Consider the following 21,002-nt stretch of genomic DNA (forward strand, 5'->3'; position numbering starts at 1 on the left):
ACGGCGCGCCGTGACGCTGGAACACCTCGCGGGTAATGCGCAGGAAGCCGAAGACCTTGCCCATGCCTACATAAGGCACGCTCTGGTACAGCACCTCGCGGGCTTCCACCGCGCTCAGTTGTGCAGCGAGCGCCTGCTCCAGGTGTACGCCATAGGCATCCTCGGCCTGGCAGGCGATCAGGGCGGCAAGCTGCACCATCCAGCGCAGTCGCGCGTCCATTGGTGCGGCGGCATTGACTTCATCCAACACCCAGTGCTGGAACAGCGTAGCGAGCTCCGGGTCGGTGGCGTGCTGTGCGCCAAGCAGCGACGGCTGGGCGGCCATGGGGTTATCGGTTGGCGACATGATGAAACCTTTGGCGGGAGAGGGCGTTACTTGCCGGCGCGTGCTGCCAGATGCGGGGGATAACGCTCCCCGTGTACCTGGATGTGCGCCAAGGCATCGTCGATGCGTTGCAGTTCATCGGCCTGAAGCGCGATAGCGGCGGCGCCCATGTTTTCCAGCAGCCGGGTGCGTTTGGTGGTGCCGGGAATGGGTACGATCCACGGCTTCTGGGCGAGCAGCCAGGCCAAGGCGATCTGTGCGGGTGTCGCCTGTCGCGTGGCGGCGATGCGCTCCAGTAGTTCCACCAGGGCTTGGTTCGCCTGGCGTGCCTCGGCCGTGAAGCGCGGCACGATGGAGCGGAAGTCATCCGGGTCAAAGCGCGTGCTGGCGTCGATCTTGCCGGTGAGAAAGCCTTTGCCCAGCGGGCTGAACGGTACAAAGCCGATACCCAGCTCCTCGCAGGTCGGCAACACCTCGCGCTCCGGTTCGCGCCACCACAACGAGTATTCGCTTTGCAGCGCGGTCACCGGCTGCACCGCGTGCGCTCGCCGGATCGACACCACGCCCGCTTCGGAGAGCCCGAAATGCTTCACCTTGCCCTCGGCAACGAGGTCGCGTACGGCGCCGGCAACGTCCTCCATGGGCACCTGCGGGTCGACCCGGTGCTGGTAGAACAGGTCGATGCGATCGGTGCGCAAGCGCTTGAGCGCGGATTCCGCGACGGCGCGTATGCGTTCGGGCCGACTGTCCATGCCCTGCTGCACCAAGCCATCCTTGAAGCCGAACTTGGTGGCGATCACCACTTGGTCGCGCACCGGCGCGAGCGCTTGGCCGACCAGTTCCTCGTTGGTGAACGGGCCGTAGGCTTCGGCGGTGTCGAAGAAGGTGACGCCCGCGTCCACCGCATCGCGGATGAGCTGGATGGCCTGGGCCTTGTCCACGCCGGGCCCGTAGCCGTAGTTGAGACCCATGCAGCCCAGGCCAAGCGCCGAGACCGTGAGGCCGTTGCGGCCGAGAGTGCGTGATTGCATGAGCATGCTCCGTTGAAGAGGAATCACGCTTAGTGTGAGGCTCCGGCTTTGTCTTGATTAGACGCCGTAATGCGAATGCTTTTATGATTTAAATTCATGAGTTGGAGGGTCACGCATGCCTCGCGAGAACTACAACGACTTGCTCGCCTTTCTGGCCGTGGCGCGGGAGCGCAGCTTTACTCGCGCGGCGGCCCAGTTGGGGGTATCGCAATCGGCGCTCAGTCACACCATGCGCGGACTGGAGGCCCGACTGGGTTTGCGCCTGCTCACGCGCACCACGCGCCATGTGGCACCCACCGAGGCGGGTGAACGACTCGTCCGCGAACTGTCGCCCAACTTCGAAGACATCGATGCCGCCGTGGCGGCCTTGAGCGAGTTGCGCGACAAACCCAGCGGCACGCTGCGCATCACCACGGGCGAGCACGCGGCGACCCGCGTGTTGTGGCCGGCGCTGCGCAAGCTGCTGCCGACGTACCCGGATATCCGGGTGGAGGTGATCACCGATTCGTCGCTCACCGACATCGTGGCGGAACGCTTCGATGCGGGTATCCGACTGGGCGAACAGGTCGCCAAGGACATGGTAGCGGTGCCCATTGGCCCGCCGATGCGCATGGCCGTGGTCGGCGCGCCCAACTATCTGGCAGGGCGGCCGGCCGTGCGGACGCCGCGCGACCTTACCCGGCACGATTGCATCAACATCCGTTTCCTCACCCATGGCGGGTTGTACGCGTGGGAATTCGAGCGCGACGGCCACGCGTTGAACGTGCGCGTGGAAGGGCGCCTGGCCTTCAACAATATCCGGCAGATTCGCGAGGCTGCGTTGGATGGTTTCGGGCTGGCTTACCTGCCGGAGGATATGGTCAAGGCCGACATCACCGCGCGCCGCTTGAAGCGCCTGCTATCGGACTGGTGCCCGCCGTTCCCCGGCTATCACCTTTACTACCCCAGTCGCCGCCAGCATTCGCCGGCGTTTTCATTGCTGCTGGATGCCTTGCGCTATCGCTGAGGCGTTGCTGTCGGCGGCGGCGCCTGCAGCAGTGGCGTGACCACCTGGTCCAGCCGCTCACGGGTAAATTCCGGTTGCTTGTCCTTCCAGCCGTCATGGACGAGCCGGCCATCGCGGTCGATCACGAAGGTGACCGGAAGGCGCCATATGCGCCCGTAGCCGGGTACATGCGGATCGCCGAGAAGGCCGACGGGAAAGCTCAGCGCTTTGGCGGTGCGCTGCACTTGGGCCAGCGTGTCCGGCGTATCGAGACTGATGCCCAGTACGACGAGGCCGTCGTCGCGATGCGCATCGGCGTAGTTGGAGAGCAGCGGCAATTCCTCCTGGCATGGCGCACACCACGTCGCCCAGAAGGTCAGGATTACCGTTTTGCCGCGCAACTGCGCCAGGGTGATGCGGTGGCCGTCCAGCGTTTGCAGGGCGATGGGCGGCGCAGGCTTGCCCACCTGCAAATCGTTGGCAAGCGCGGGGCAAGCCGTTGCCGCGCATAGCGCGGCAGCGAGTGCGAAGCAAACAAAGCGTGGCAGGCGATACATCAAAACCCATGTCTCCAACGGTGATACCCAGCGTGTCGCCACCCTTGGCGGCGATGCGCGTCCTACAGCTTCATGCTGATGCCCACGGTGCCGGTCCAGTGCGGGAACAACTGATATCCCTCCAGGTGGCTATACACCGGCACCTGCACAAAGGCGTACATCTGCAGATTGGAGGTGAGGCTGGTGCTGATGCCGGGGCTCAGGTAAGCCACCGTGCCTGCGGTATCGGGCGTATCGGCGAATGCGCCCTGGTCGGCGCTGCGATGGAACAGATTAAGCTGCAACTGCGGTACCCAGTTGGCGTGGGCTTCATAGCGCAAACCCAGGCTGGCGGAGGCCAGATTGCCGGGGCGGAAATTGGCACCGGGCTGGTCCATGCGTTCGCTGACGGCGGCCTGGAATTGTCCATTGGCGAACATATCGAAGTTCTGGCTGATTGGCTGGAAGTAGTACGCGCCCACGATCAGGTCGGTGCTACCGGTGCCGGCTTGCAGGCTGCTGTCCAGCGACTGGCCCAGGCCCGGACCTGAGCGGAACGTGGTGGGCTGCCCCACGAAGCTGCCGTCGTCGGTCTGGCCGCCGTAGTGACCGGTTGGCAGCTTGATGCCGAACTGGATGCCCAGGTTGTGCTGCGGCAGAAAGCCCTGATAGCTGCCGATGACCTTCACATCACCAACGCCGGCCACGTGCGCGTTGCTGATCTGGTCGGGCGAGGTCTCGCTCGGTGTGTAGGGCGCCAGTTGCGTGCCATAGGTGTCGTGGTCGCGTATCACATACGGCACGACGAAACTCACGCCCCAATCGGCGTTGAAGCGGTAGCTGGCGCCCAGGTTGATATAGCGATTGATGGTCTGCTTTTCGATCTCCCCGCCGCCCAGCGAAGGGTCGGACGGCTGGTTCACCACCTGCGCCGGCCCCGCGCTGCTGCTGCCGTGGCGCAATTGATCCTGGTCGATATAGGTGTAGTCGATGTTGATGCGCCAGCCGCTGGCGGTTGAGTAGCCCGTGGCGGCATCGGTGCTGAGCGTGCAGCCGCAGGTGGCGCAGGCATGGGCTAACTGCGGCAGCGGTCCAAGGGCAAGCAGGGCGATGGCGGCGCTGCGTGCCTTGCGCCATGAGGGCGGGCGATGAGTGAGGCGACGCGGAATAAACAACGTGGAGATAGGCATGGACGGGTGGCTCGCGACGGTGCGTCGGACGTGGTTGTCCGCGCACGTAAAGTGCTGCGCATGTGCGAACGCAGTTCCTGAGAAAACGCGCGAGCGCGCGTTTGCCGCAGGCTGCGGCGATGGCAGGGGGAGGTAAAGCGCGTCAGGCGAGCGACGGTGGTCCGCGTGGATCGGCGCTGAGTCGCGGTGTGCGATCCATGCGTGGCAGCGCCACGCGGGGTGCCACGAGCGGAGTGGGAAGCTGCGGCCACAGCGTGGGCACGCCCGCGCTCAACAGCAGTGATTGCTGTTCCAGCAGTACGCAGTAGCCGCAGCGATCGGTCGTGTCCGATGGATGGTCCGGTGCCGGGGCATGGTCGCCCATCGACATGGCTTGCGGACAATCGCTGCCCATCATGGCGTGCATGGACGCCGGCATCGGCATCACGCGCGAGATGGCCGGCGCCACGACAATGAGCGCCATGGCCAGCCAAGCCAGCCAGGTCACGAGTTGTCGGTGAGGTCTGCGTCGCGGCACGTGAATCGATACTGGTAAAGAGCGAGCCAAGGACCTCAATGTAGCATGCGTGGCCGAGCGCCCAGCGGTGCGCGACGTCGCAGGCGTGGCTTGGAGATGCTCGGAATTTCCTGCGATTCCGGGGCGGGAGGTGCCCCGGAATCGCCGTGCGTGGCCTTAGAACGTCGTGTCCAGCTTGATCCACAGCGTGCGGCCCGGTTCGTTCACACGCAGCGTGTTCACGTAACCGGTCAAGCCCACCGTGGCTGCATTGACGTGTTCGGCGTAGGTCTTGTTGAACACGTTGTCCACGCCCGTACTCAGCGTCAAGCGCGGATCGAGACGATAGGCCGCGTTGAGCGAGAACACGCCAAAGCCCGCGCTGGGTCCAAGATCCTGCCCCACGATGTTGCCTTCGTTCCTGGCGACACGATGCTGCGCCGTCGCCAGTCGCCACAGCGCGCCGGCTGACCAGTGCGGGGCCTCGTAGGTCAGGCCCAGGCGTGCATCCAGCGGTGGCATCTGTGGGAGCGGGCGATGCTCGGTGCGGTTCTCGCCCCAGGCGTAGGAGAGCGTGATATCAGCTTTCCAGTGATCGGTCACGGCGTAGCTCGCACCGGCTTCACCGCCTGCAATGCGCGCCTGCACGTTGCTGGCCGAGCCGCTGTCCATGGCATGGACCGGGTAGTGCATCAGGATGAAATCGTTGACGACGCCGGCATAGGCCGAGACCCAGGCCTTCAGGCGATCGGTGCGATAGTGCATGCCGATATCCAACTGCGTGGTGCGCTCGGGCCGTAGAGCATTAAAGCTTGCCAACGTGCCCTGCACGTGCTGGCCGAACAGCTCCCAATAGTCGGGGAAGCGCTCGACGTGGCCGATGCCCGCATAGAACGTGGCGGGCAGGCTGCGCAGGTCGCGCTCGTAGCGCACGAAGCCGGCGGGCAGTGTGTCGCTGCGGTTGGCGGCTACCGGCATGCTGCCCATCGCCATGCCGCTCATGGCGCCCATGCCGGCCTCGCTGGCATCCAGCGTGTAGCCGCGCGCCTGTGCGCGATCCACGCGCACGCCGGAAACAAGGCGCTGGGATGGGGCGAAGGCCCAGCGCGCCTCGCCGAAGGCGCCGATGTCTTGCAGGCGTGCATCGCGCACACGGGGCTGGTCTTTGTAGTAGCCCATCATGCTGCCCGGTGGTCCACCCATGCGGCCGGTGTGCACGCTGGCGGAGCCATCCACGCCGGCCTGGATTTCCAAGGCATCGTCCCAGCGCCACGTGCCGACCACGCGGCCACCCGACGTGCGGCGGTCCACGTCCGCCGCCATGGCCATCGCCATCATGCTGTGCGGGTCGGGAAGGCGCAGCGTGTAGTTGTCCATCACGTGGTCGGCGTATTGGGTATACGCCTGCATCTCCAGCTTCTCCCAATGCGTGGTGAGGTGTTGCTGGGTCCACTTGAGTGCGGCGCTCTCGCGAAGGAACTGCGCGCCGTCCATGCCGCTGAAAGCGTAGGCGGCCTGCCCGTTGCCTTTGCCTGCGGATAGCTCCACGCGTGTGTCGTCGCTGGGCGTCCAGCCCAGCGTGGCGTCGGCGTTCCAGCGGTCGTAGCGCGAATGCACGCGGTTGCCGTCGCCATCCTTGTAGTCCTGCGCATGCGTGTGGTTGGCGCTCAAGCCCAGGTAACCGACGGAGTTGCCCGCGCGCAGATCCAGGTTCTGGTCATTGCGACCGGCCGAGCCGAACAGCGTGCTGGCGCTACCCTCCACCGTGGCTTGGGTATAGCGCGCGTAGTCGCGATCGAACAAGACGACGCCAGCGGAATTGCCAGGGCCGTACAGTACGGTTTCCGGCCCCTTGATGATGGTGACGCGATCGTACAGTTGCGGTGCGATATATGCGGTTGGCGGGTCCATGCGCGAGGGGCAGCCGCCGGCGATCTGGCCGCCATCGATGAGGATGTTGAGGCGCGACCCGCTCATGCCGCGCAGCAGCGGGTCGCCGTTGCTGCCGCCTTTGCGGATGGTGGAGAAGCCGGGAATGCTCTTGAGGAAATCGGCGCCGTCGCTGGCCGGTACCGGCTGGCGCGGCTGCTTGGGGTCGGTGGTGATGGTGAGCGGGCTGTCCTGCATAGTGGCGGTAACCACCACCGGCGTCAGCGTGGTGGAAGCGGGGGAGGTGTCGTCGGCGGCGAACGCCGGGGCGCTGAGTGCAAGGCTCACCGCGAACGCGAGGGCGCCGCGCGTGGCGGTGGAGGGCATGGGGAGAGTGATCATGTGCGAGTCTTGTTGTGACGAAGCGGCGCGACGGCGCGCCAGGTTCCAGGCATGGCGACGCACGCCTTCCCACGCGTTGATTACGCGTAGACGTTCGACGCCGGCGGGTGCCGGAGGGGAAAGTTGGGCGATTGAGCGGAACGGCTCAGCGTGAAGCGAGCGTGCTCAGCGCCGGCGCGGGCGGGCCACGCGCCGGCTGCTTGCGCGCCACGGCTAGCGACGCGTCCTGATGATCGTCGAACGCCTTGATCGGCGCACCGGGCAGGGCGGCGACGGTGAAGACGATGCTGCCGCCCAGCAACGGTGAGTGACCGATGAGTACGCAATAGCCGCACGCATCGAGTGCATCGGCGTGGTGAGGGTCGGTGGAAGGCGGTGCATGGCCGTGGTCGCCACACATGGCGCCCATGCCCGATGGCATGCCCGCCGCCATGTGCAGGCGCGACACACTGGGTGCGACCAGCAACAGGCATAACGCCCATAGGGCGAGCCATGCCACTGCGCTGCGTTGGACGCGTCCGCGACCCATGCCCATCCAGAGTAAGAACTTGCGGAATGGTGCCATGAAGCCGCTCCCCGGGGCAGGGCCGGCGTGCTGTGACATATCGACGCGCGTCGCCGCAGGCTGCTCGGCTTCATGGCCCGGGTGCCATGGCTTGGACGCCGCGTGCATCCATCGCGTGCACAAGGCTTAGAATTCCGCTCCAATCCCACCAGCGAGAGCGCTGCGCATGAAGGGCGATGGAAAGTACTGGTTTGGTCGCAAGCGGTTTGGCATTGGCTATGGGCCGCGGACCTGGCAAGGGTGGCTCGCCACGCTGATCTACGCCTTGTCCATGTGGACGTTACCTCGCGTGATCACGCCGGCGGGAGACCACGTGATCCGCATGGTCCTGATAGCGGTGCTTACCGTGGTGTTTCTTGCGGTGTTCTTCTGGAAGCTGGATACCTCGGGTCCCGCGTGATGGGGTCAAGGAACGGCACGTGTATCGATGGCATGACCAAGGAGCCAACGCATGAGCGTCAGCGATAACGGCATCAACCTGGATGCGCAACCCAGCGGCACGGGCTGCGTCGAATGCCTGAAAACCGGTGGCTGGTGGTTTCATCTGCGCCGTTGCGCGGAGTGTGGGCACATCGGTTGTTGCGACAGTTCGCCGAGCCAGCATGCCAGCAAGCACTTTCACGCCACCGGGCATCCGGTGATCAGCAACTTCGAGCCGGACGAACGCTGGTTCTACGACTACCGCACCGACGCGCTGTTCGAAGGGCCTGCTTTGCGGCCGCCGTTGTTCCACCCCCTGGATCAGCCGACACCGGGGCCGCAGGGCAAGGTTCCCCGCAACTGGCAGTCGCTGCTGCACGACTAGGGACGCGTTTTCCACTGGCGTGAGGCGGCTCGGGTGATGTTAAGTTGCCGGACCCTTCACATGCTCGTTGGAGCCGCCCATGTCCCGTGTATCGCCCTTCGCCTTGTCGGTTGCCGCACGTCGCAGGTTTTCACGCCTTGCCTTGGCCGTCGCGTTGGCGCTTACCGGTGGCGTGGCCATCGCACAGGACGACGTGCCGGCGCCGCAGGACACGCCGTACGCCGGCACCATCGCGCTTCACGTGGATGCCAGCGACAAGGTGCAGGGCATCTTTCGCGTACGCGAGAGCATTCCGGTCAAAGCCGGTGCCTTGACCCTGCTCTATCCGCAATGGATTCCCGGCGACCACTCGCCGACCGGCCCGATCAACATGCTTGCCGGCCTCATGCTCAGCGCCAACGGCAAGCCGCTGGCGTGGAAGCGCGACAAGTACAACGTCTACGCCTTTCATGTGGACGTGCCCGCTGGCGTGACCACGCTGGAGGCGGAGTTCCAGTACCTCTCGGGCCGCAACGAAAGCGAGGGCTTCGAGATCACCGACACCATGATGGACATGGAGTGGAGCAAGGTGACGCTCTATCCAGCCGGCTATTACTCGCGCGGTATCACCTATGCGCCCAGCGTGACCTTGCCCAAGGGCTGGCTGCTGGGCACGGCGTTGGAAACCGCGGTGCAGTCTGGTGACACCATCACCTTCAAGCCGGTGCCGCTCAACACCTTGATCGACTCGCCGATCTACGCGGGGCAGTACTTCAAGCGCGTCGACTTGAACCCGGGCGGCGATGCGCCGGTGCATATGGACGTGTTCGCCGATGCACCCAAGTACCTGGAAATGACGCCCGAGCAGGTAAGCGTGCATCGCAACCTGGTGACCCAGGCGACCAAGCTGTTCGGCTCGCATCACTACGATCACTATGATTTCCTGTTCTCGCTGTCGGACCAGTTGGGCGGCAATGGTACCGAGCATCATCAGTCCAGCGAGGATGGCCTGGGCACGGACTATTTCACCGCGTGGAGCGATGCCGCACCGGATCGCGACCTGCTGGCGCACGAATACGTCCACTCCTGGAACGGCAAGTTCCGCCGGCCGGCCGATCTGTGGACGCCCAACTTCAACGTGCCGATGGGCGATTCCCTGCTGTGGGTCTACGAGGGGCAGACGCAGTACTGGGGCTTTGTGCTCACGGCGCGCGCCGGCATGTGGACGCCGCAGCAGTTCCGCGATGCCCTTGCCATGGTGGCCGCCAACTACGATCGCAACCGCGAAGGCTTTGCGTGGCGCACGCTGGAGGACACCACCAACGATCCGACCGTGGCGCGTCGTTCCAGCCTGCCTTACCGCAGCTGGCAGATGAGTGAGGAGTACTACAGCGCCGGCCAGATGATGTGGCTGGAGGTGGACGGCAAGCTGCGCGAGCTGACCAAGGATCGTAAATCGCTGGATGATTTCGCGCGCGCGTTCTTTGGCGTGGACAACGGCAGCTACGTCACCAAGACCTATACCTTCGACGACGTGGTGGCCGCGCTGAATGGCGTCGCCCCGTACGACTGGGCCGGCTTCCTGCGCAGTCGCGTCGATACGCTCAACCCGCCGTTGCAGAACGGCTTGGCGGCCACCGGTTGGAAGCTGGTCTATACCGACCAGGAGAGCGCCTATGAAAAACAGTACAACAGCCGTTCGCAGCCCTCGCGCCACTTGTACAACTTCGCCTGGTCCATCGGCGTGACCATGAACGACAAGGGCCAGGTGAACGATGTGCGCTGGAACGGGCCGGCGTTCAAGGCGGGGGTGACCACCGGCGCCACCCTGGTCGCCGTGAATGGTCAAACCTATTCCACCGATACGCTCAAGAGCGCCATCATCGCCGCCAAGACCAGCAAGGCGCCCATTCAACTGTTGCTGCAATACCAGGGTGGCTTCCGCACGGTGGCGGTGGATTATCACGAGGGGCTGCAGTATCCGCACCTGGTGCGGATCAACGGCACGCCCGATTACCTGAGCGAGATCATCGGCGCCCGCAAGTAGGGACGATTGCAGTGAATCGGTGTGTCGATATGGATTATTTCGACACACCGGGATGCATTGCGTTAGAGCTGGCGGCATCGCACCCGATTACGCCCGTCGTGCTTGGCGTCGTAAAGCGCGGCGTCGGTGGCGGCGATCAGCGCATCGGGCTGCGGCCCGATAGGCGGCGTCGCATAACCGACGCCCACGCTCACGCTCAGATACTCATGAGGGGGCGGCATGGGCAGTCGTCGTTGCGCGACGGCCGTGCGAATCGCCTCGCCCAGCATCTTCGCGCCCTCCATCGTGGTGGCGGGAAGCAGTACCGCAAACTCCTCCCCGCCATAGCGCGCCACCAGGTCGCTGCCCCGCGTCACGCACTCCGTCAGCGCGGTGGCCACGCCGCGCAGATAGGCGTCCCCGGTCGGATGCCCGAAGCCATCGTTGAGCGGCTTGAAGTAATCGATGTCGATCAGCAACAAAGCCATGCCCTCGGCGTGCCGTCGCGCATGCGACCAATCACGGATGAGCGTCTCATCGAAATGCCGGCGGTTGGCAATGCCGGTGAGGGGGTCCATGCGGGAGAGTTCATTGAGCTGATCCTGCTCTTCCAGGGTACGCACCTGGGTAAGCACACTGCGCACCCCGTAGCCGAGCATTGCGATAATCATGCCGGCCATCGACAGGGTGGGGTGGGTACGCAGGATGAGCACGGAGACGATCAGTAACGTCACCGGCATCATCAGCGGACTGCCGGCGCGCACGATATGGCTGAGCTTGCGCGGGGCATCCACGTTGTCACTTCCACGCGATGGGCGAATCGCCAGTACCAGCAGAAGCACGAACGGCAGATCGATGACCAGGTCGATCGTGCTGCCGTAGTCGGTGTCCGCCTGAAAGTGATTGATGTAGCCCGCCGTCAACAGATAGGCGACGGCGAAGGCGCTCAATGTGCGGAAAAAGGCCCGGCGATCGCCATCGGACGTCGCCACCCAGCGCACCAGCGCGAACACCGCGATGAACACATTCTCGATGTCGAACATCAGGCGCAAGCGGGCCACGCCTTCGTCGCTGGCATTGTTCAGCGTGGCATAGGAAAAAGTGTGCACGAAGAACAGGTAGCCGATGGACAGGGCGAGCAATCCATCGATGATGCGCACCGGCCATGCTTCCTTGGCCGGTGTCGCCATCGCATACGTCAGCGGTACGCCATACAGCACGTAACAGAACATGCTCACCCCCGGCGTAGGCGTGCCATGGACCAGGATCAGCTCCATCAGCATGTTTGACGCCATGCCCACGGTCCACAGCAACATGCCCAAGGCCAGCGCTATCCATCCACTGGCGGCCGAGTCGCCACGACTGCGTCGCATGCATGCAAGGCCGGCCAGCAGCGGGGCGGCGATCAGAAAGAGGTAGGAGAGCAACCGGGCCTGATGAGGGAACAGCAAAACAGCCAAGGCATGGCAAACAAGAAACGCGATGGCCAGAAAACCCAGCACGACGCCCCTTCTCCTAAGACACTGGCTCGACGATACGAGAGTATTTCAGCGCAAGGCAAGCCCAATCCATACACGTTTTCGGCCGCTCTTCGCCGGAGCTTGAGGGCGCTTGTCGCATGGAAACCGATAGGGGCGTGGATCACCGCATGGCGTCCATGCCGGCCGGCGCGCATCCTCTCCCGGCCAGCCTGATCGATGCCCTGCACGCCAGGATCGTATCCACCGGTGCCCCGGCGAAGCGTGACGGCTCCGCTGTTTCCGAATGCGGACACCTATCCGCGGATGACCCGTGTGCCCGGCATGCAGGGGGAGGGTTAGGGAGGGTAAGCGCATGCTCCGGCGCTGGGCGCCGGAGCCGTAGCTCAGCGCGCGCCGCCGAGTGTGGTGCGCATACGCATGGCGATGCGCGGAATGGCGCGGAACTGCTGTGCCCACCAGCCGCGACCGTAATCGCGCAGGTGACCTTCGGGGGCGGGGAGCTGATCGCGGATGCCGGTGGGCTCCGGTGTGGTATCCCAGGAGGCGGTGCGAAACAGCATGTCCCACCAAGGGAGCAGCACGCCAAAGTTGCAGCCGTAGCGGGTGCCCTCATGACCGTAGCCGATGGCGTGGTGGCGACGATGAAAGCTGGGGCTCACCAACAGGCGCTCCAGCACCGGCCCAAAGGGCAGGCGCGCGTTGACGTGCTGCACGCTCTGCAACACGTTGCTCACCGCCACCAGTACCACGTACTGGCCCGGCTCCACGCCGATGAACAAGGAAAGGGCGGCGAAGAAGCCCGCTTCGATCACCGTATCCAGCACGTGATTGCGGTCGTCGGTCCACAGTGACATCTGGCGCTGGCTGTGGTGCACCGCGTGCAACTCCCACCACACGCCAAAGCGATGCTGCCAGCGGTGATACCAGTAGCCGGCAACATCGAGCACCACCAGGTAGATCAGAAAGGACACCAGCGGATGGTCGCTCAGGCCCGGCCAAAAGCCATCCAACTGGATGTTGGGGATGCCGTGGATCGCCATCAGGCTTTGCAGCCGATCGAACCAGGGCTGCAAAAGCATGAAGAACAGCATGTTGTATACACCCAGCTTGGCGATCCAGGTGTAGAGAATATCCACGCGCGTGGCCTTGCGATCCTGCCATGGCTCGATGGGGCGCAGCGCCTCCAGTGGACGCAGCACGGCGTACATCACCACGATCTGCAGCATGCCGATGATGACCCAGTAGAGCGCATCATAGGTTTCCTCGTCGTAGCCCATCAGGCCCAGCGCGAACAGCAGCGGTTGCGCAACATCGACGTAAAGCCAGGTTTGCAACTGGGCGATGCCGTCTTGGAGAGTATTGATAAGGTCGATCATGTTCGATGCGGCGTCCGCAAGTGGTGGTGTGGATCAATCCGGATTGGGGCCGAGCAGGGGCGCGCGATTGGCGAAGTAGATGCCGTGCGGCGAGCGACCCACGCGAATGGTGTCCACCAGCTTGTAGGTACTCATGTCGATCACGCCCACCTGGCGCGCAAAGCGGAAAGTGACCCACAGAAAGCGGCGGTCGGCGGTGAGTTCCATATCGTCCGGGCCGGGCAGCAGGCCGGTGATGTCGCGGGTCTTGGTGAGGGTTTGATAATCGATGATGCTGATGGTGTTGGATACGCGGTTGCTGATGGCCACGTGACTGCCGTCGTTGAGCCCGCGGAAGTTGTGCGCGCCGCGCCCGGTAGGAATGCGCTTGACCACCTTCTGCTTGCGCCAGTCCACCACGGCCACATTGTCCTCGCCGGTCATGCCGACCAGCAGGTACTGATCGTTGGGCGTCATCCACAAGCCAGCCGGCGCATTGCCCACCGGCATGCGCCACGCGATGGTCTGGGTCGCCAGGTCGATGGCGGCCAGTTCGCCCGAGTCCTGCAGGGTGACGAACACCAGCTTGCCGTCGGAGGAGAAGTTGAGATGGCTAGGCGTCTTGCCGATCGGGATGCGCTTGGACACTGTGAAGTTGCGGCCGTCATAGCGGTAGATGTCCACGCGATTGAGGCGCAGCGCCGCCGTGACGAACCAGCGATGGTCCGGCGAGAAACCGAGCTGATACGGGTCATCCACGCCTTCCAGGCGACGCTGCAACTGACCGGAGCGCGGGTCGATGAACATCAGGCTGTTGGATACGGAATTGGCCACGATGAGCGAGCTGCGATCGGGCGTGATCATCAAGTGGTGCGGTTCCTTGCCGGTAGGCAGCGTGTCGACCACCTTGCGCGTCACCGGGTCGATCAGGCTCAGCTGGGCCTCGGCCGAATCCAGCACGATCACGCGCTCCGCCGCGACGGCGAAGCCAGGCAGCGTCAATAGCGCAGCGATGAAAAAGCCACCCCAGGAGCGTGGGCGGAGCGAGGCGAGGAAAGAGCCAACTAACGAGAGCTTCATGTACGTAACCTGGTGCTGCGGTAAGGGTGCGTGCCGTCGCCGATCAATGCGCGGTACGTTGCTGGGTGTTGGACGTGAGCAAGGACAGCGGCACGGCGTCGGCCATGGCTGCGTACCCGGCATCGCTGGGGTGAATGTGGTCGCCGCTGTCGTAGTTCTTGCGCAGGCTGCCCGGGCGCGCAGGATCACGCAGTGCCGCGTCGAAATCCACGAAACCGTCGGCCTCGCGGTTACCGCGGATCCACTGGTTGACCGCGCTGCGCAGTGATTCCCGGGCAGCGGGCAGGTCTGCCGGCGTCAACGTGCCCAGCAGCACCCGTGCATGATGCCGATGCGCCGCCGCAATGACACGACGGTATCCGGCGATAAGGCTGTCGGCGCTGACGGCCGTGTGGGGTTCATCGCAATCGAGGCCACCGTGCGCGGGCATGGCGGCGAAGTTGATGTCATTGATGCCGATGAGCGCGATCACCGTGTGCACGCCTGGCTGGTTGTCCAGTTCGTGTTCGATGCGCGCGACCAGTCGCTCGCCATAACACGGCGAGTCGGACAGCAGGCGGTTACCGCTGATGCCCGCGTTGAGCACGGCCGGTGGCTGGGTCATGGCGCCGCCGAGCCGGCGCGAGAGCGCGTCGGGCCAACGGCGATTGCTGCCCGGGGTGGAGCGCATGCCGTCGGTGATCGAGTCGCCGATGGCAAGCACCGCACCGGTGGGGCTTTGTGGCACCGCCAACGAGGTCACCCAGGCAAACTGGGTAAAGCGCACGCGGAATGCGTCCGCCGCGCGGTCGTCGGTGTGATCGCCCGGCGTGGAGATATAGCTTGCCTGGCTCGCCACGCGATGCCACGCCTGCAGGCGCTGTTGTGGGCCGAGCAGGCTGCTGATGGCGTACGGTTGGTGGCTGGTTACCGCCAAGGCGACCGGGTCGCTGTCGGCCTCGCCCCCGGGCGGAAGGCGCAGTTGCGCCTGTCCACCGAAGGTCACCGCCATGCCAGCACCACGGGTGGCTGCTGCGCTGCTTTGGGCCGGCGCGATGCGCATCCGCTGGATATCGAGTGGCGTGTTTGCATAGCGATTGCTTACATGCAGGCGCACTTCCTGACCGCTGAGCGTGGGATAGACGATCTGGCGGACGGTGCGACCACTTACCTCCGGCGCCTGGTACAGCGGCGGCAGTGCCGCGCGCTGAGGAATTGCTTGCAGCGAGGTCATCCACGTCGACGTCCACGTGGTGGACTCGGCGAGGGCCAGGCAAGGGAGCAGTGCGAGGGCGAGCAGGCAGCAACGGCTGGCGCGGCGCGATTCAAACAAAGACGACAAACGCACGAGTAAACCTTTCATCCAACAACGTCAAAGAATGCCTGCAGTTGGCTTTCCTCAGCCTGTACCGCTGTGCAAAGCCTGCAGAAGAATGATGCGCGCGCGGGTCACACACGGCCCTGGCGGATAAATGGCAAGGCGCTGACGCATCGAAGAACGCATCTTCGCCTGCCTCCAATCGCCGCGCGCGTATCGCTGACGGAACGTGTGTCGGCCAGGCCGGCATGCGTTGTCTGCAAGGGCGCTGGATCAGGCCTGGGGCGGTCCGCGCGAATGGGGGGGCAGGCCGGTGGCATAGGGCGCCCGCTGCGCCGCGTCCGCGTGCGCCATGGCGGCCGCGCGCAGCGGGGCGACCTGCACATGGACGCTGCCGACCAGGCCCGGACTTTGGCTCGCCAGGGCGCAGTAGCCGCAGGCGTGGTCTGCTGCGGGGTGTGCAGGGGCGCCGCGTGCGCGATCCAGGCCGTGCCCCGTGCACCACGCGCCCAGGTCGAGTGGGGGCGTCACGCTTGCCAGCGTGCGCGACACCGTGGGTGCAGCCAGCAGCAGCCCCAGGGCAAGCAGGGCCAGCCAGGTGGACAAACGGCGGCGGGTAGGGCGACGGTGCAAGGGGAACCTGGCGAGCTAAAGCCTTGAGCAAACTCGCGGAATCATGCCACATCCGGCGTTTGCCCGGGGCGGGGCGCCCGCTGTGGCCTCACGTGTCAGGCCTTGAGCAGGTGATCGTTCTCTATATCGGCCATGACGCGGTTGCGGCCCGTGCGCTTGGCGCGGTAGAGCGCGGCATCCGCCTCACGGCATAGCCGCTGCAAGTCGTAGCCCGCCGTGCGCGCAGCCGCCAGGCCCACGCTGGCGGAGAAGGAGACGGCGCCCTCGTCGAGCTCGATGCTGGTGGCCTCAATAGCTTGGCGGATGCGATTGGCTACCACCAGGCCCTGATCGCGTGAGCAGTCGAGCAGCAGGATGGCGAACTCCTCGCCACCGAGTCGGCCAAACAGATCGGTGGGGCGCAAGTGTTGCTTGCAGATGGCGACGGTTCGTCTCAGCACGGCATCGCCGGTGGCGTGGCCATGCGTGTCGTTGACCTGCTTGAAGTGATCCAGGTCGATAAAGATCAGGCAGGCGGCGCCCGATTTTTTCTCCAGTTGGCGTACGGCGCGATCCGCCGCGCCGATGAAGTGCTGATGATTGAGGATGCCGGTAAGGCCATCCATGGAGGACAGCTTCTTGAACCGTAGCTGCGAGCGTTTCAGGCGCAGCAGCCCGAACACCGCCGAGACCAGGATCACCAACAACAGCGCGATGTACAGGCGGCCGGTTTCCACCGCCTTGGTGTCTAGTGCCCGCTGCAGCCGGAGGATATTGTTCTGCCGACTCAGTTTTTCCGTCTCGAGTTTTTGCGCGAGCACATGCTGCTGGGCCACGGCATAGGCGAGTGCGCGGGCGCGAACGTCGTCGAGGTAGCCCACATCCTGCGCTACGTAGTGCTCGTGGTGGGCCAGCGCGGACACGACATCGCCGCGCTTCTTGTCGAGCCGATAGAGCAGCAGATACGTGTCACGCAGCGTTTCGTTGAGATCGTCGGGATCGCTGAGCGCGATGGTGGCAAGGGCCTCCTTGCGCGCCGATGCTTCGTCGCCCAGCTGCCAATAGGCCTCGGCCATTTCCGCGTGCGCGGCCAGCGTGTTGGAGTAGTACTGACCGGCAAGAATGCTTGGCAGGATGCGCTGCACCAGCGCCAGCGCTTTCTCCGGCTGATTCTCGTCAAGGTAAAGACTGCCCTTGGTGAGCAGGATGGTGTTGGTGAACACCGATTCCCCCGCGGCCTCGCATGCCTCGACGCCTTGCTGGAGTTGCGGGCTGGCGGAGGCGATCTTGCGACCCTCGTAAAGAGCGGTGAGCAAGATGGTCATCGGCTTGCAGGACGTCTCGCTCGTCGGGAGGTCCTGCGCCATATCGTGCGCGTACTGCGCGGCCAGATCGTATTGACCGGCCGAGCGCAGCAATTGCGACAGGTAGGACAAGGCCATGAAGCGGGCAAGCCGATCCTGGGCTCGGGGCAGCTCGGCAACCAGCCGATTGGCCAGCTCAAAGGCTTCGCCATAGCGCTTGTTGCGGGCCATATCGCCCATCAGCACGGCGGTGGCCTTGGTGACCAGGGCGGGGTTTCCCGAATGATCGATCACATCCAGAAAGCGCGGCTCGGCGTTGCTGTAATCAGCCTGGAAAGAGGCTTCCCAGGCCTCCAGATAGCGCAGGCGCCAGTACAGCTCTGGTGCCATCGTTACGGCATGCTCGCGCAACTCCCGCAGTTGCTGAGCGAAACGCGAGTGATCGGCGGTGCGCAGGCTTTCGGTCTGATCAAGCCGCGCCGCGAGGTCGAGCTCCTGCGTCGCCGCATGCGCGGGTGACAGGAGCGCGCAAAACGCCATGGCCGCGAAAGCGGGCCATGGCAGATGCCGGCACCACCTGCGCAGCATGCCGGCGAGGCCTATCAGGCGTGCGAAGCGTCGCTCGGCACAGGATTGGCCGGCTGCTGCGGATGGTCCTGATCGTCCTTGTGATCGGGCTCTTCTCCCTCGTGGCCGCCCGTATGCGAGTCGTGGTTCACGCGCATGGGCTTGTGGCCAAGCTCCGCCCCCAGCAGTGAACTATCACCGGCCTGCACGGCGGCCTTGAGCGCATCGGAGGCGTTGGCCTGCTCAAGCACCTTGCCCAGATCTTCGGCCGAGGCATGACGCAGAGCAGCGTCCTTGCCGATAGCTTCCAGCAAATCGATCGTGTTCGACATGTTTTCCCCCTGTTTCCCTTTGACTACGTGCACCCCGAGGGATGCAATCCTCCCGGGGATACTAAGCGGTAATTGATCTTATAGGACACTAAGACGACAGCTATATGCGCCGTCGCCTGGCGGAGTTCGGGCAGTGGGCTGCCCGGGCAAGGTCGGCCGATAGGCTGCTTCCTTTGGCGTGACCCTATAGCGTGGCCCGATTCATGCCAGGGAATGGGCCTCATCCAATATCCGCAAGCGCTGACGGATCGCCTGATTGGGCTTCAATGCCGTGGCGGGCGGCAGCACCAGGGTGTCCTCTGCGGTCATGGCGGTGGTGGGCAGGTCACGCAGGGTCACATGGCGGATCTGCGGCTTGTCGATGGGCAGCGTGGCGGCGCGGTAGACGATCACCTCGTGATCCAGCGGATAGTCGGCGCTCAACACGTCCACCAGCACCTGCTTGTAGGCGGGGCCGGTTTCAAAGCGCGTCAGCGACCAGTCGCCGACCAGTGCGGCCTGCCACAGCACCAGATAGCCGGTGGCATCGATGCGGCGCTCGTAGAACAGCAACTGGCTGGCTTCAAAGTGCTGGCAGCCGAAGCGGCCCGGGTCGATGCCCAGGTCGGCGTACAGGCAGTCCTCGGCGGAAATGCCAGGCTCCAGGTGCGCGACGAAGCCTTCCGCGCGGGCTTCATTCACAGCGGTGCGCGGCGACCAGGCAAAGATGCAGGGATGTCCGTAGAACACGCCGCAGACGCGCTTGCCCGCGCGCACTTCGGCCAGCATCACGTCGACCCATTCGCGGTAGGTTTTCTGGCGCGACTTGCCTTCCCCGTAGTAGGGCTGAAGGCTGTGCACGTTCGGGTTCATGCGGCGCAGCCACATCTCGCTGGCGCTGGTGGATAGCGCGGCAAAGACCACGTCGGCCTGCTCGATATGACTGCGCGCGAGCGGAGTGAGGTGCGAGCCCAGGGTCATGCCCAGGCCGACGCAGGCCAGCGTGCCGCGGGTGGTGCTATTTGCAGGTGCGGAAAGGTGTGTATTCATCGCCCGATAGTAGGGCAACGCTTGATACAGGCGCACGCGCACGTCGCCGCATGCGCAAGGCCGGTCAGCGGTTACAGATAGGAGGCCGCCGTCCCAGGCGGCACGCGCTGGCGCCAGTCGCCCAGCATCTGCGCGAGTTCCGCCGCATAGTCGAAGTCGGGCTCCGCGCGTGGTTCAAGGGTCTGCATCACCTCGAACGCAAAGCCGGCTTCGCCCAGGCGGTGCCAGTCGTCCATCAACGCCTTGTTTCGATGCGTGCCGAGCCGGAGTTCAGCGCGGTGACGATTGAGGCTGCCCGTGAGGTGAGGGCTTTGATCGATCAGCATGCGCCCGGACGCCAGGTTTCGGATCGCGTAGATACCCATGGGCGGTAATGTCAGCTTGTAGGCTTGCTTGAGTGCCTTGCGCGCATGGCGATCCATTACCTGACGACTCCGTGACGGCCTTCGGGCCAGGAGGGACCAAGCAGATGGTGAATCTGCGCCTGCACCTCGCCGGGCCACGATGCCATCCGCTGCGCTAGTGTCGCGCGATCATCGGCGAACAAGGCGCGCACGGCTTCTTCGAAATGCGGCCGGTCTCCCGCCATGTCGCGCATATACAGGTAGCAGGCTTCCTTGGCCTGGGCCGCGCGATATCGGCCGTGTGCATCGCGGCTGGCTTCTTCCACCATGGCACGCAGACTGGCGCTGGCGCTGCGGGGCTGCGCCTTGAGCCACGCCCAATGACGGTCCAGCAGGCGAACGCTGCGCTCGCCGTGGTGTGCGGTGCTTGGCTGTTCGGCCAGCAAGGGCGGCAACCGCTGCTCGCCCGTCGACACAGCCTCGGACAAGGGCAGCAGCCGTGCGTCCTCAATGGCGGCGATGCGGTGGCCCATGCCCGCCAGATACGCCGCGTGTGACGCAAAGCCGAGGAAGGTCGAGGCATCGCGATGGCGAATCAGCATGGCCATATCCCAGCGCTCCTCAGATGGACCGATCAGCCACGCGCCACCCTCGCCAAGAAAAGCGATATCGCCACCGGACTCGCGCAAAAAGGGCAGCGTATGCGCGATATAGCGCTGAAAGGCATCCGCGCCGCGGATAGGCGAGGACGGCGCCAGTGCCGGGCTGGCCGAGTAGTCCGCGATTGCACGAAAGCGAAGCAGATTGAGCATGACCACCGGTCCGCTCAGTTGCCGCATGACAAAGGCGCGCCCCGAGGCTTCAGTGGGCTCGAGATAGCGGATGGTGGTGGGCGCGGATGCGGGCATGTCACGGATTCCAGGTGCGGGGCCGCCGGAGCGGGTCGGTGTTGCGGCGAAATATACCCGGGTATAAATGGCGAATCAATAACACCCGGGTAAAATTAGCAAGCAAGCCGTCGCCGCCAGGCGCGGGCCTAGGCATCCGAAGGGGCGATGGGGAATGTCCGCCTTGCCCGGCCCAAACCGATGCGCTGCTTGCCGCACGTCACGCGCAGGTATGGCCTGATGGCTGCAACACGGCCATGCGTCGGGTGCGGATTCTGGTCAGGTCGAACATCGAGTCCGGTAGGCGCTGGACACCCACTGGTACTGACCATGCGTGCGAGAGGCGCTTGCCGATATGATTTTGAAAAGGTCTGCTTTCGACCGAGGCTGTGTGAAAACGTAACGCCGATGGTCGAGATGGCCGGTCGCTCGGCTCGTTATGCCAACGCATGGCTTCGAGTCGAAGCGATGCCATCAGGCCATGATCGCCTGCATCAGTGGCCTC

22 protein-coding genes are annotated in these 21,002 nt (G+C 64.6%); 4 read left to right on the forward strand and 18 right to left on the reverse strand.

Going from position 1 to position 21,002, the window contains the following annotated elements; translation table 11 throughout:
* Positions 1-346 (reverse strand): carboxymuconolactone decarboxylase family protein (locus JHD67_RS17630; protein ID WP_199100501.1); only part of this gene is annotated, 346 nt, incomplete at its 3' end.
* Between the two features lie 26 nt (positions 347-372).
* Positions 373-1,356: an aldo/keto reductase gene (locus JHD67_RS17635; RefSeq protein WP_199100502.1), complete on the reverse strand. Its 984-nt coding sequence runs from the start codon at positions 1,354-1,356 to the stop codon at positions 373-375.
* A gap of 115 nt (positions 1,357-1,471) precedes the next feature.
* On the opposite strand from JHD67_RS17635, the gene JHD67_RS17640 reads away from it, so the two are divergent.
* Positions 1,472-2,362, forward strand: coding sequence for a LysR family transcriptional regulator (locus JHD67_RS17640; protein WP_199100503.1), 891 nt, complete (start codon positions 1,472-1,474; stop codon positions 2,360-2,362).
* On the opposite strand, the gene JHD67_RS17645 is transcribed toward JHD67_RS17640, so the two are convergent.
* The 5 genes from JHD67_RS17645 to JHD67_RS17665 all read right to left on the reverse strand — a co-directional run bounded on the left by JHD67_RS17645 (position 2,353) and on the right by JHD67_RS17665 (position 7,399).
* Entirely contained in the window at positions 2,353-2,898 is a 546-nt protein-coding gene (locus JHD67_RS17645; protein WP_199100504.1) for a TlpA disulfide reductase family protein, read from the reverse strand. The two genes, JHD67_RS17640 and JHD67_RS17645, sit on opposite strands and share 10 nt — an antisense overlap.
* Positions 2,899-2,960: 62 nt before the next feature.
* Positions 2,961-4,067: a transporter gene (locus tag JHD67_RS17650; RefSeq protein ID WP_199100505.1), complete on the reverse strand. Its 1,107-nt coding sequence runs from the start codon at positions 4,065-4,067 to the stop codon at positions 2,961-2,963.
* A gap of 142 nt (positions 4,068-4,209) precedes the next feature.
* Positions 4,210-4,554, reverse strand: a complete 345-nt coding sequence (locus tag JHD67_RS17655) for a DUF2946 domain-containing protein (protein ID WP_199100506.1) — start codon at positions 4,552-4,554, stop codon at positions 4,210-4,212.
* A gap of 186 nt (positions 4,555-4,740) precedes the next feature.
* On the reverse strand, positions 4,741-6,834 hold the full coding sequence (locus tag JHD67_RS17660; RefSeq protein WP_199100507.1) for a TonB-dependent copper receptor: 2,094 nt from the start codon (positions 6,832-6,834) through the stop codon (positions 4,741-4,743).
* A 145-nt stretch (positions 6,835-6,979) separates the two neighbouring features.
* Entirely contained in the window at positions 6,980-7,399 is a 420-nt protein-coding gene (locus tag JHD67_RS17665) for a DUF2946 family protein (protein WP_199100508.1), read from the reverse strand.
* Between the two features lie 166 nt (positions 7,400-7,565).
* Between JHD67_RS17665 and JHD67_RS17670 the strand changes: the two genes are divergently transcribed.
* The 3 genes from JHD67_RS17670 to JHD67_RS17680 all read left to right on the forward strand — a co-directional run bounded on the left by JHD67_RS17670 (position 7,566) and on the right by JHD67_RS17680 (position 10,230).
* Positions 7,566-7,799 (forward strand): hypothetical protein, encoded by a 234-nt coding sequence (locus JHD67_RS17670; protein WP_199100509.1) that lies wholly within the window; start codon positions 7,566-7,568, stop codon positions 7,797-7,799.
* Between the two features lie 51 nt (positions 7,800-7,850).
* Positions 7,851-8,204, forward strand: coding sequence for a UBP-type zinc finger domain-containing protein (locus JHD67_RS17675; RefSeq protein ID WP_199100510.1), 354 nt, complete (start codon positions 7,851-7,853; stop codon positions 8,202-8,204).
* 79 nt (positions 8,205-8,283) lie between these two features.
* Positions 8,284-10,230 (forward strand): M61 family metallopeptidase, encoded by a 1,947-nt coding sequence (locus tag JHD67_RS17680; protein WP_199100511.1) that lies wholly within the window; start codon positions 8,284-8,286, stop codon positions 10,228-10,230.
* Between the two features lie 62 nt (positions 10,231-10,292).
* On the opposite strand, the gene JHD67_RS17685 is transcribed toward JHD67_RS17680, so the two are convergent.
* The 11 genes from JHD67_RS17685 to JHD67_RS22410 form a co-directional block, all read right to left on the reverse strand.
* The gene (locus tag JHD67_RS17685; RefSeq protein ID WP_199100512.1) at positions 10,293-11,711 is read right to left on the reverse strand and encodes a diguanylate cyclase; all 1,419 of its coding nucleotides are present in this window, start codon (positions 11,709-11,711) and stop codon (positions 10,293-10,295) included.
* Between the two features lie 362 nt (positions 11,712-12,073).
* Positions 12,074-13,066: a sterol desaturase family protein gene (locus tag JHD67_RS17690; protein ID WP_199100513.1), complete on the reverse strand. Its 993-nt coding sequence runs from the start codon at positions 13,064-13,066 to the stop codon at positions 12,074-12,076.
* Positions 13,067-13,099: 33 nt separating this feature from the next.
* Positions 13,100-14,125 carry a beta-propeller fold lactonase family protein gene (locus JHD67_RS17695; RefSeq protein ID WP_199100514.1) on the reverse strand — a complete coding sequence of 342 codons (1,026 nt, stop codon included), beginning with the start codon at positions 14,123-14,125 and terminating at the stop codon, positions 13,100-13,102.
* A gap of 43 nt (positions 14,126-14,168) precedes the next feature.
* A complete protein-coding gene (locus tag JHD67_RS17700) occupies positions 14,169-15,452 on the reverse strand; it encodes an SGNH/GDSL hydrolase family protein (protein WP_199100515.1) in 1,284 nt (427 codons plus the stop codon).
* A 243-nt stretch (positions 15,453-15,695) separates the two neighbouring features.
* The gene (locus tag JHD67_RS17705) at positions 15,696-16,055 is read right to left on the reverse strand and encodes a DUF2946 family protein (RefSeq protein WP_199100516.1); all 360 of its coding nucleotides are present in this window, start codon (positions 16,053-16,055) and stop codon (positions 15,696-15,698) included.
* Between the two features lie 95 nt (positions 16,056-16,150).
* Entirely contained in the window at positions 16,151-17,926 is a 1,776-nt protein-coding gene (locus tag JHD67_RS17710) for a GGDEF domain-containing protein (RefSeq protein WP_199100517.1), read from the reverse strand.
* Positions 17,927-17,940: 14 nt separating this feature from the next.
* Positions 17,941-18,237, reverse strand: a complete 297-nt coding sequence (locus JHD67_RS17715) for a hypothetical protein (RefSeq protein WP_199100518.1) — start codon at positions 18,235-18,237, stop codon at positions 17,941-17,943.
* Positions 18,238-18,438: 201 nt separating this feature from the next.
* Positions 18,439-19,266, reverse strand: coding sequence for an SAM-dependent methyltransferase (locus JHD67_RS17720; protein WP_199100521.1), 828 nt, complete (start codon positions 19,264-19,266; stop codon positions 18,439-18,441).
* 71 nt (positions 19,267-19,337) lie between these two features.
* On the reverse strand, positions 19,338-19,688 hold the full coding sequence (locus tag JHD67_RS17725; protein WP_199100519.1) for a GIY-YIG nuclease family protein: 351 nt from the start codon (positions 19,686-19,688) through the stop codon (positions 19,338-19,340).
* Positions 19,688-20,518 carry a DUF2239 family protein gene (locus JHD67_RS17730; RefSeq protein ID WP_199100520.1) on the reverse strand — a complete coding sequence of 277 codons (831 nt, stop codon included), beginning with the start codon at positions 20,516-20,518 and terminating at the stop codon, positions 19,688-19,690. The genes JHD67_RS17725 and JHD67_RS17730 overlap by 1 nt, the downstream gene beginning before the upstream one ends.
* Positions 20,519-20,717: 199 nt before the next feature.
* Positions 20,718-21,002, reverse strand: a 285-nt coding sequence (locus JHD67_RS22410; RefSeq protein ID WP_233172011.1) for a hypothetical protein, incomplete at its 5' end; no start/stop codon positions are given.

The sequence above is a fragment of the Dyella sp. ASV21 genome (assembly GCF_016428975.1).
GTDB lineage: Bacteria > Pseudomonadota > Gammaproteobacteria > Xanthomonadales > Rhodanobacteraceae > Dyella.

Coding starts and splice junctions, on each gene's coding strand:
- JHD67_RS17665 (WP_199100508.1), bottom strand. CDS start 7,399: ATGGCACCATTCCGCAAGTTCTTACTCTGGATGGGCATGGGTCGCGGA.
- JHD67_RS17680 (WP_199100511.1), top strand. CDS start 8,284: ATGTCCCGTGTATCGCCCTTCGCCTTGTCGGTTGCCGCACGTCGCAGG.
- JHD67_RS17670 (WP_199100509.1), top strand. CDS start 7,566: ATGAAGGGCGATGGAAAGTACTGGTTTGGTCGCAAGCGGTTTGGCATT.
- JHD67_RS17695 (WP_199100514.1), bottom strand. CDS start 14,125: ATGAAGCTCTCGTTAGTTGGCTCTTTCCTCGCCTCGCTCCGCCCACGC.
- JHD67_RS17730 (WP_199100520.1), bottom strand. CDS start 20,518: ATGCCCGCATCCGCGCCCACCACCATCCGCTATCTCGAGCCCACTGAA.
- JHD67_RS17675 (WP_199100510.1), top strand. CDS start 7,851: ATGAGCGTCAGCGATAACGGCATCAACCTGGATGCGCAACCCAGCGGC.
- JHD67_RS17640 (WP_199100503.1), top strand. CDS start 1,472: ATGCCTCGCGAGAACTACAACGACTTGCTCGCCTTTCTGGCCGTGGCG.
- JHD67_RS17715 (WP_199100518.1), bottom strand. CDS start 18,237: ATGTCGAACACGATCGATTTGCTGGAAGCTATCGGCAAGGACGCTGCT.
- JHD67_RS17635 (WP_199100502.1), bottom strand. CDS start 1,356: ATGCAATCACGCACTCTCGGCCGCAACGGCCTCACGGTCTCGGCGCTT.
- JHD67_RS17720 (WP_199100521.1), bottom strand. CDS start 19,266: ATGAATACACACCTTTCCGCACCTGCAAATAGCACCACCCGCGGCACG.
- JHD67_RS17690 (WP_199100513.1), bottom strand. CDS start 13,066: ATGATCGACCTTATCAATACTCTCCAAGACGGCATCGCCCAGTTGCAA.
- JHD67_RS17710 (WP_199100517.1), bottom strand. CDS start 17,926: ATGCTGCGCAGGTGGTGCCGGCATCTGCCATGGCCCGCTTTCGCGGCC.
- JHD67_RS17645 (WP_199100504.1), bottom strand. CDS start 2,898: ATGTATCGCCTGCCACGCTTTGTTTGCTTCGCACTCGCTGCCGCGCTA.
- JHD67_RS17660 (WP_199100507.1), bottom strand. CDS start 6,834: ATGATCACTCTCCCCATGCCCTCCACCGCCACGCGCGGCGCCCTCGCG.
- JHD67_RS17650 (WP_199100505.1), bottom strand. CDS start 4,067: ATGCCTATCTCCACGTTGTTTATTCCGCGTCGCCTCACTCATCGCCCG.
- JHD67_RS17725 (WP_199100519.1), bottom strand. CDS start 19,688: ATGGATCGCCATGCGCGCAAGGCACTCAAGCAAGCCTACAAGCTGACA.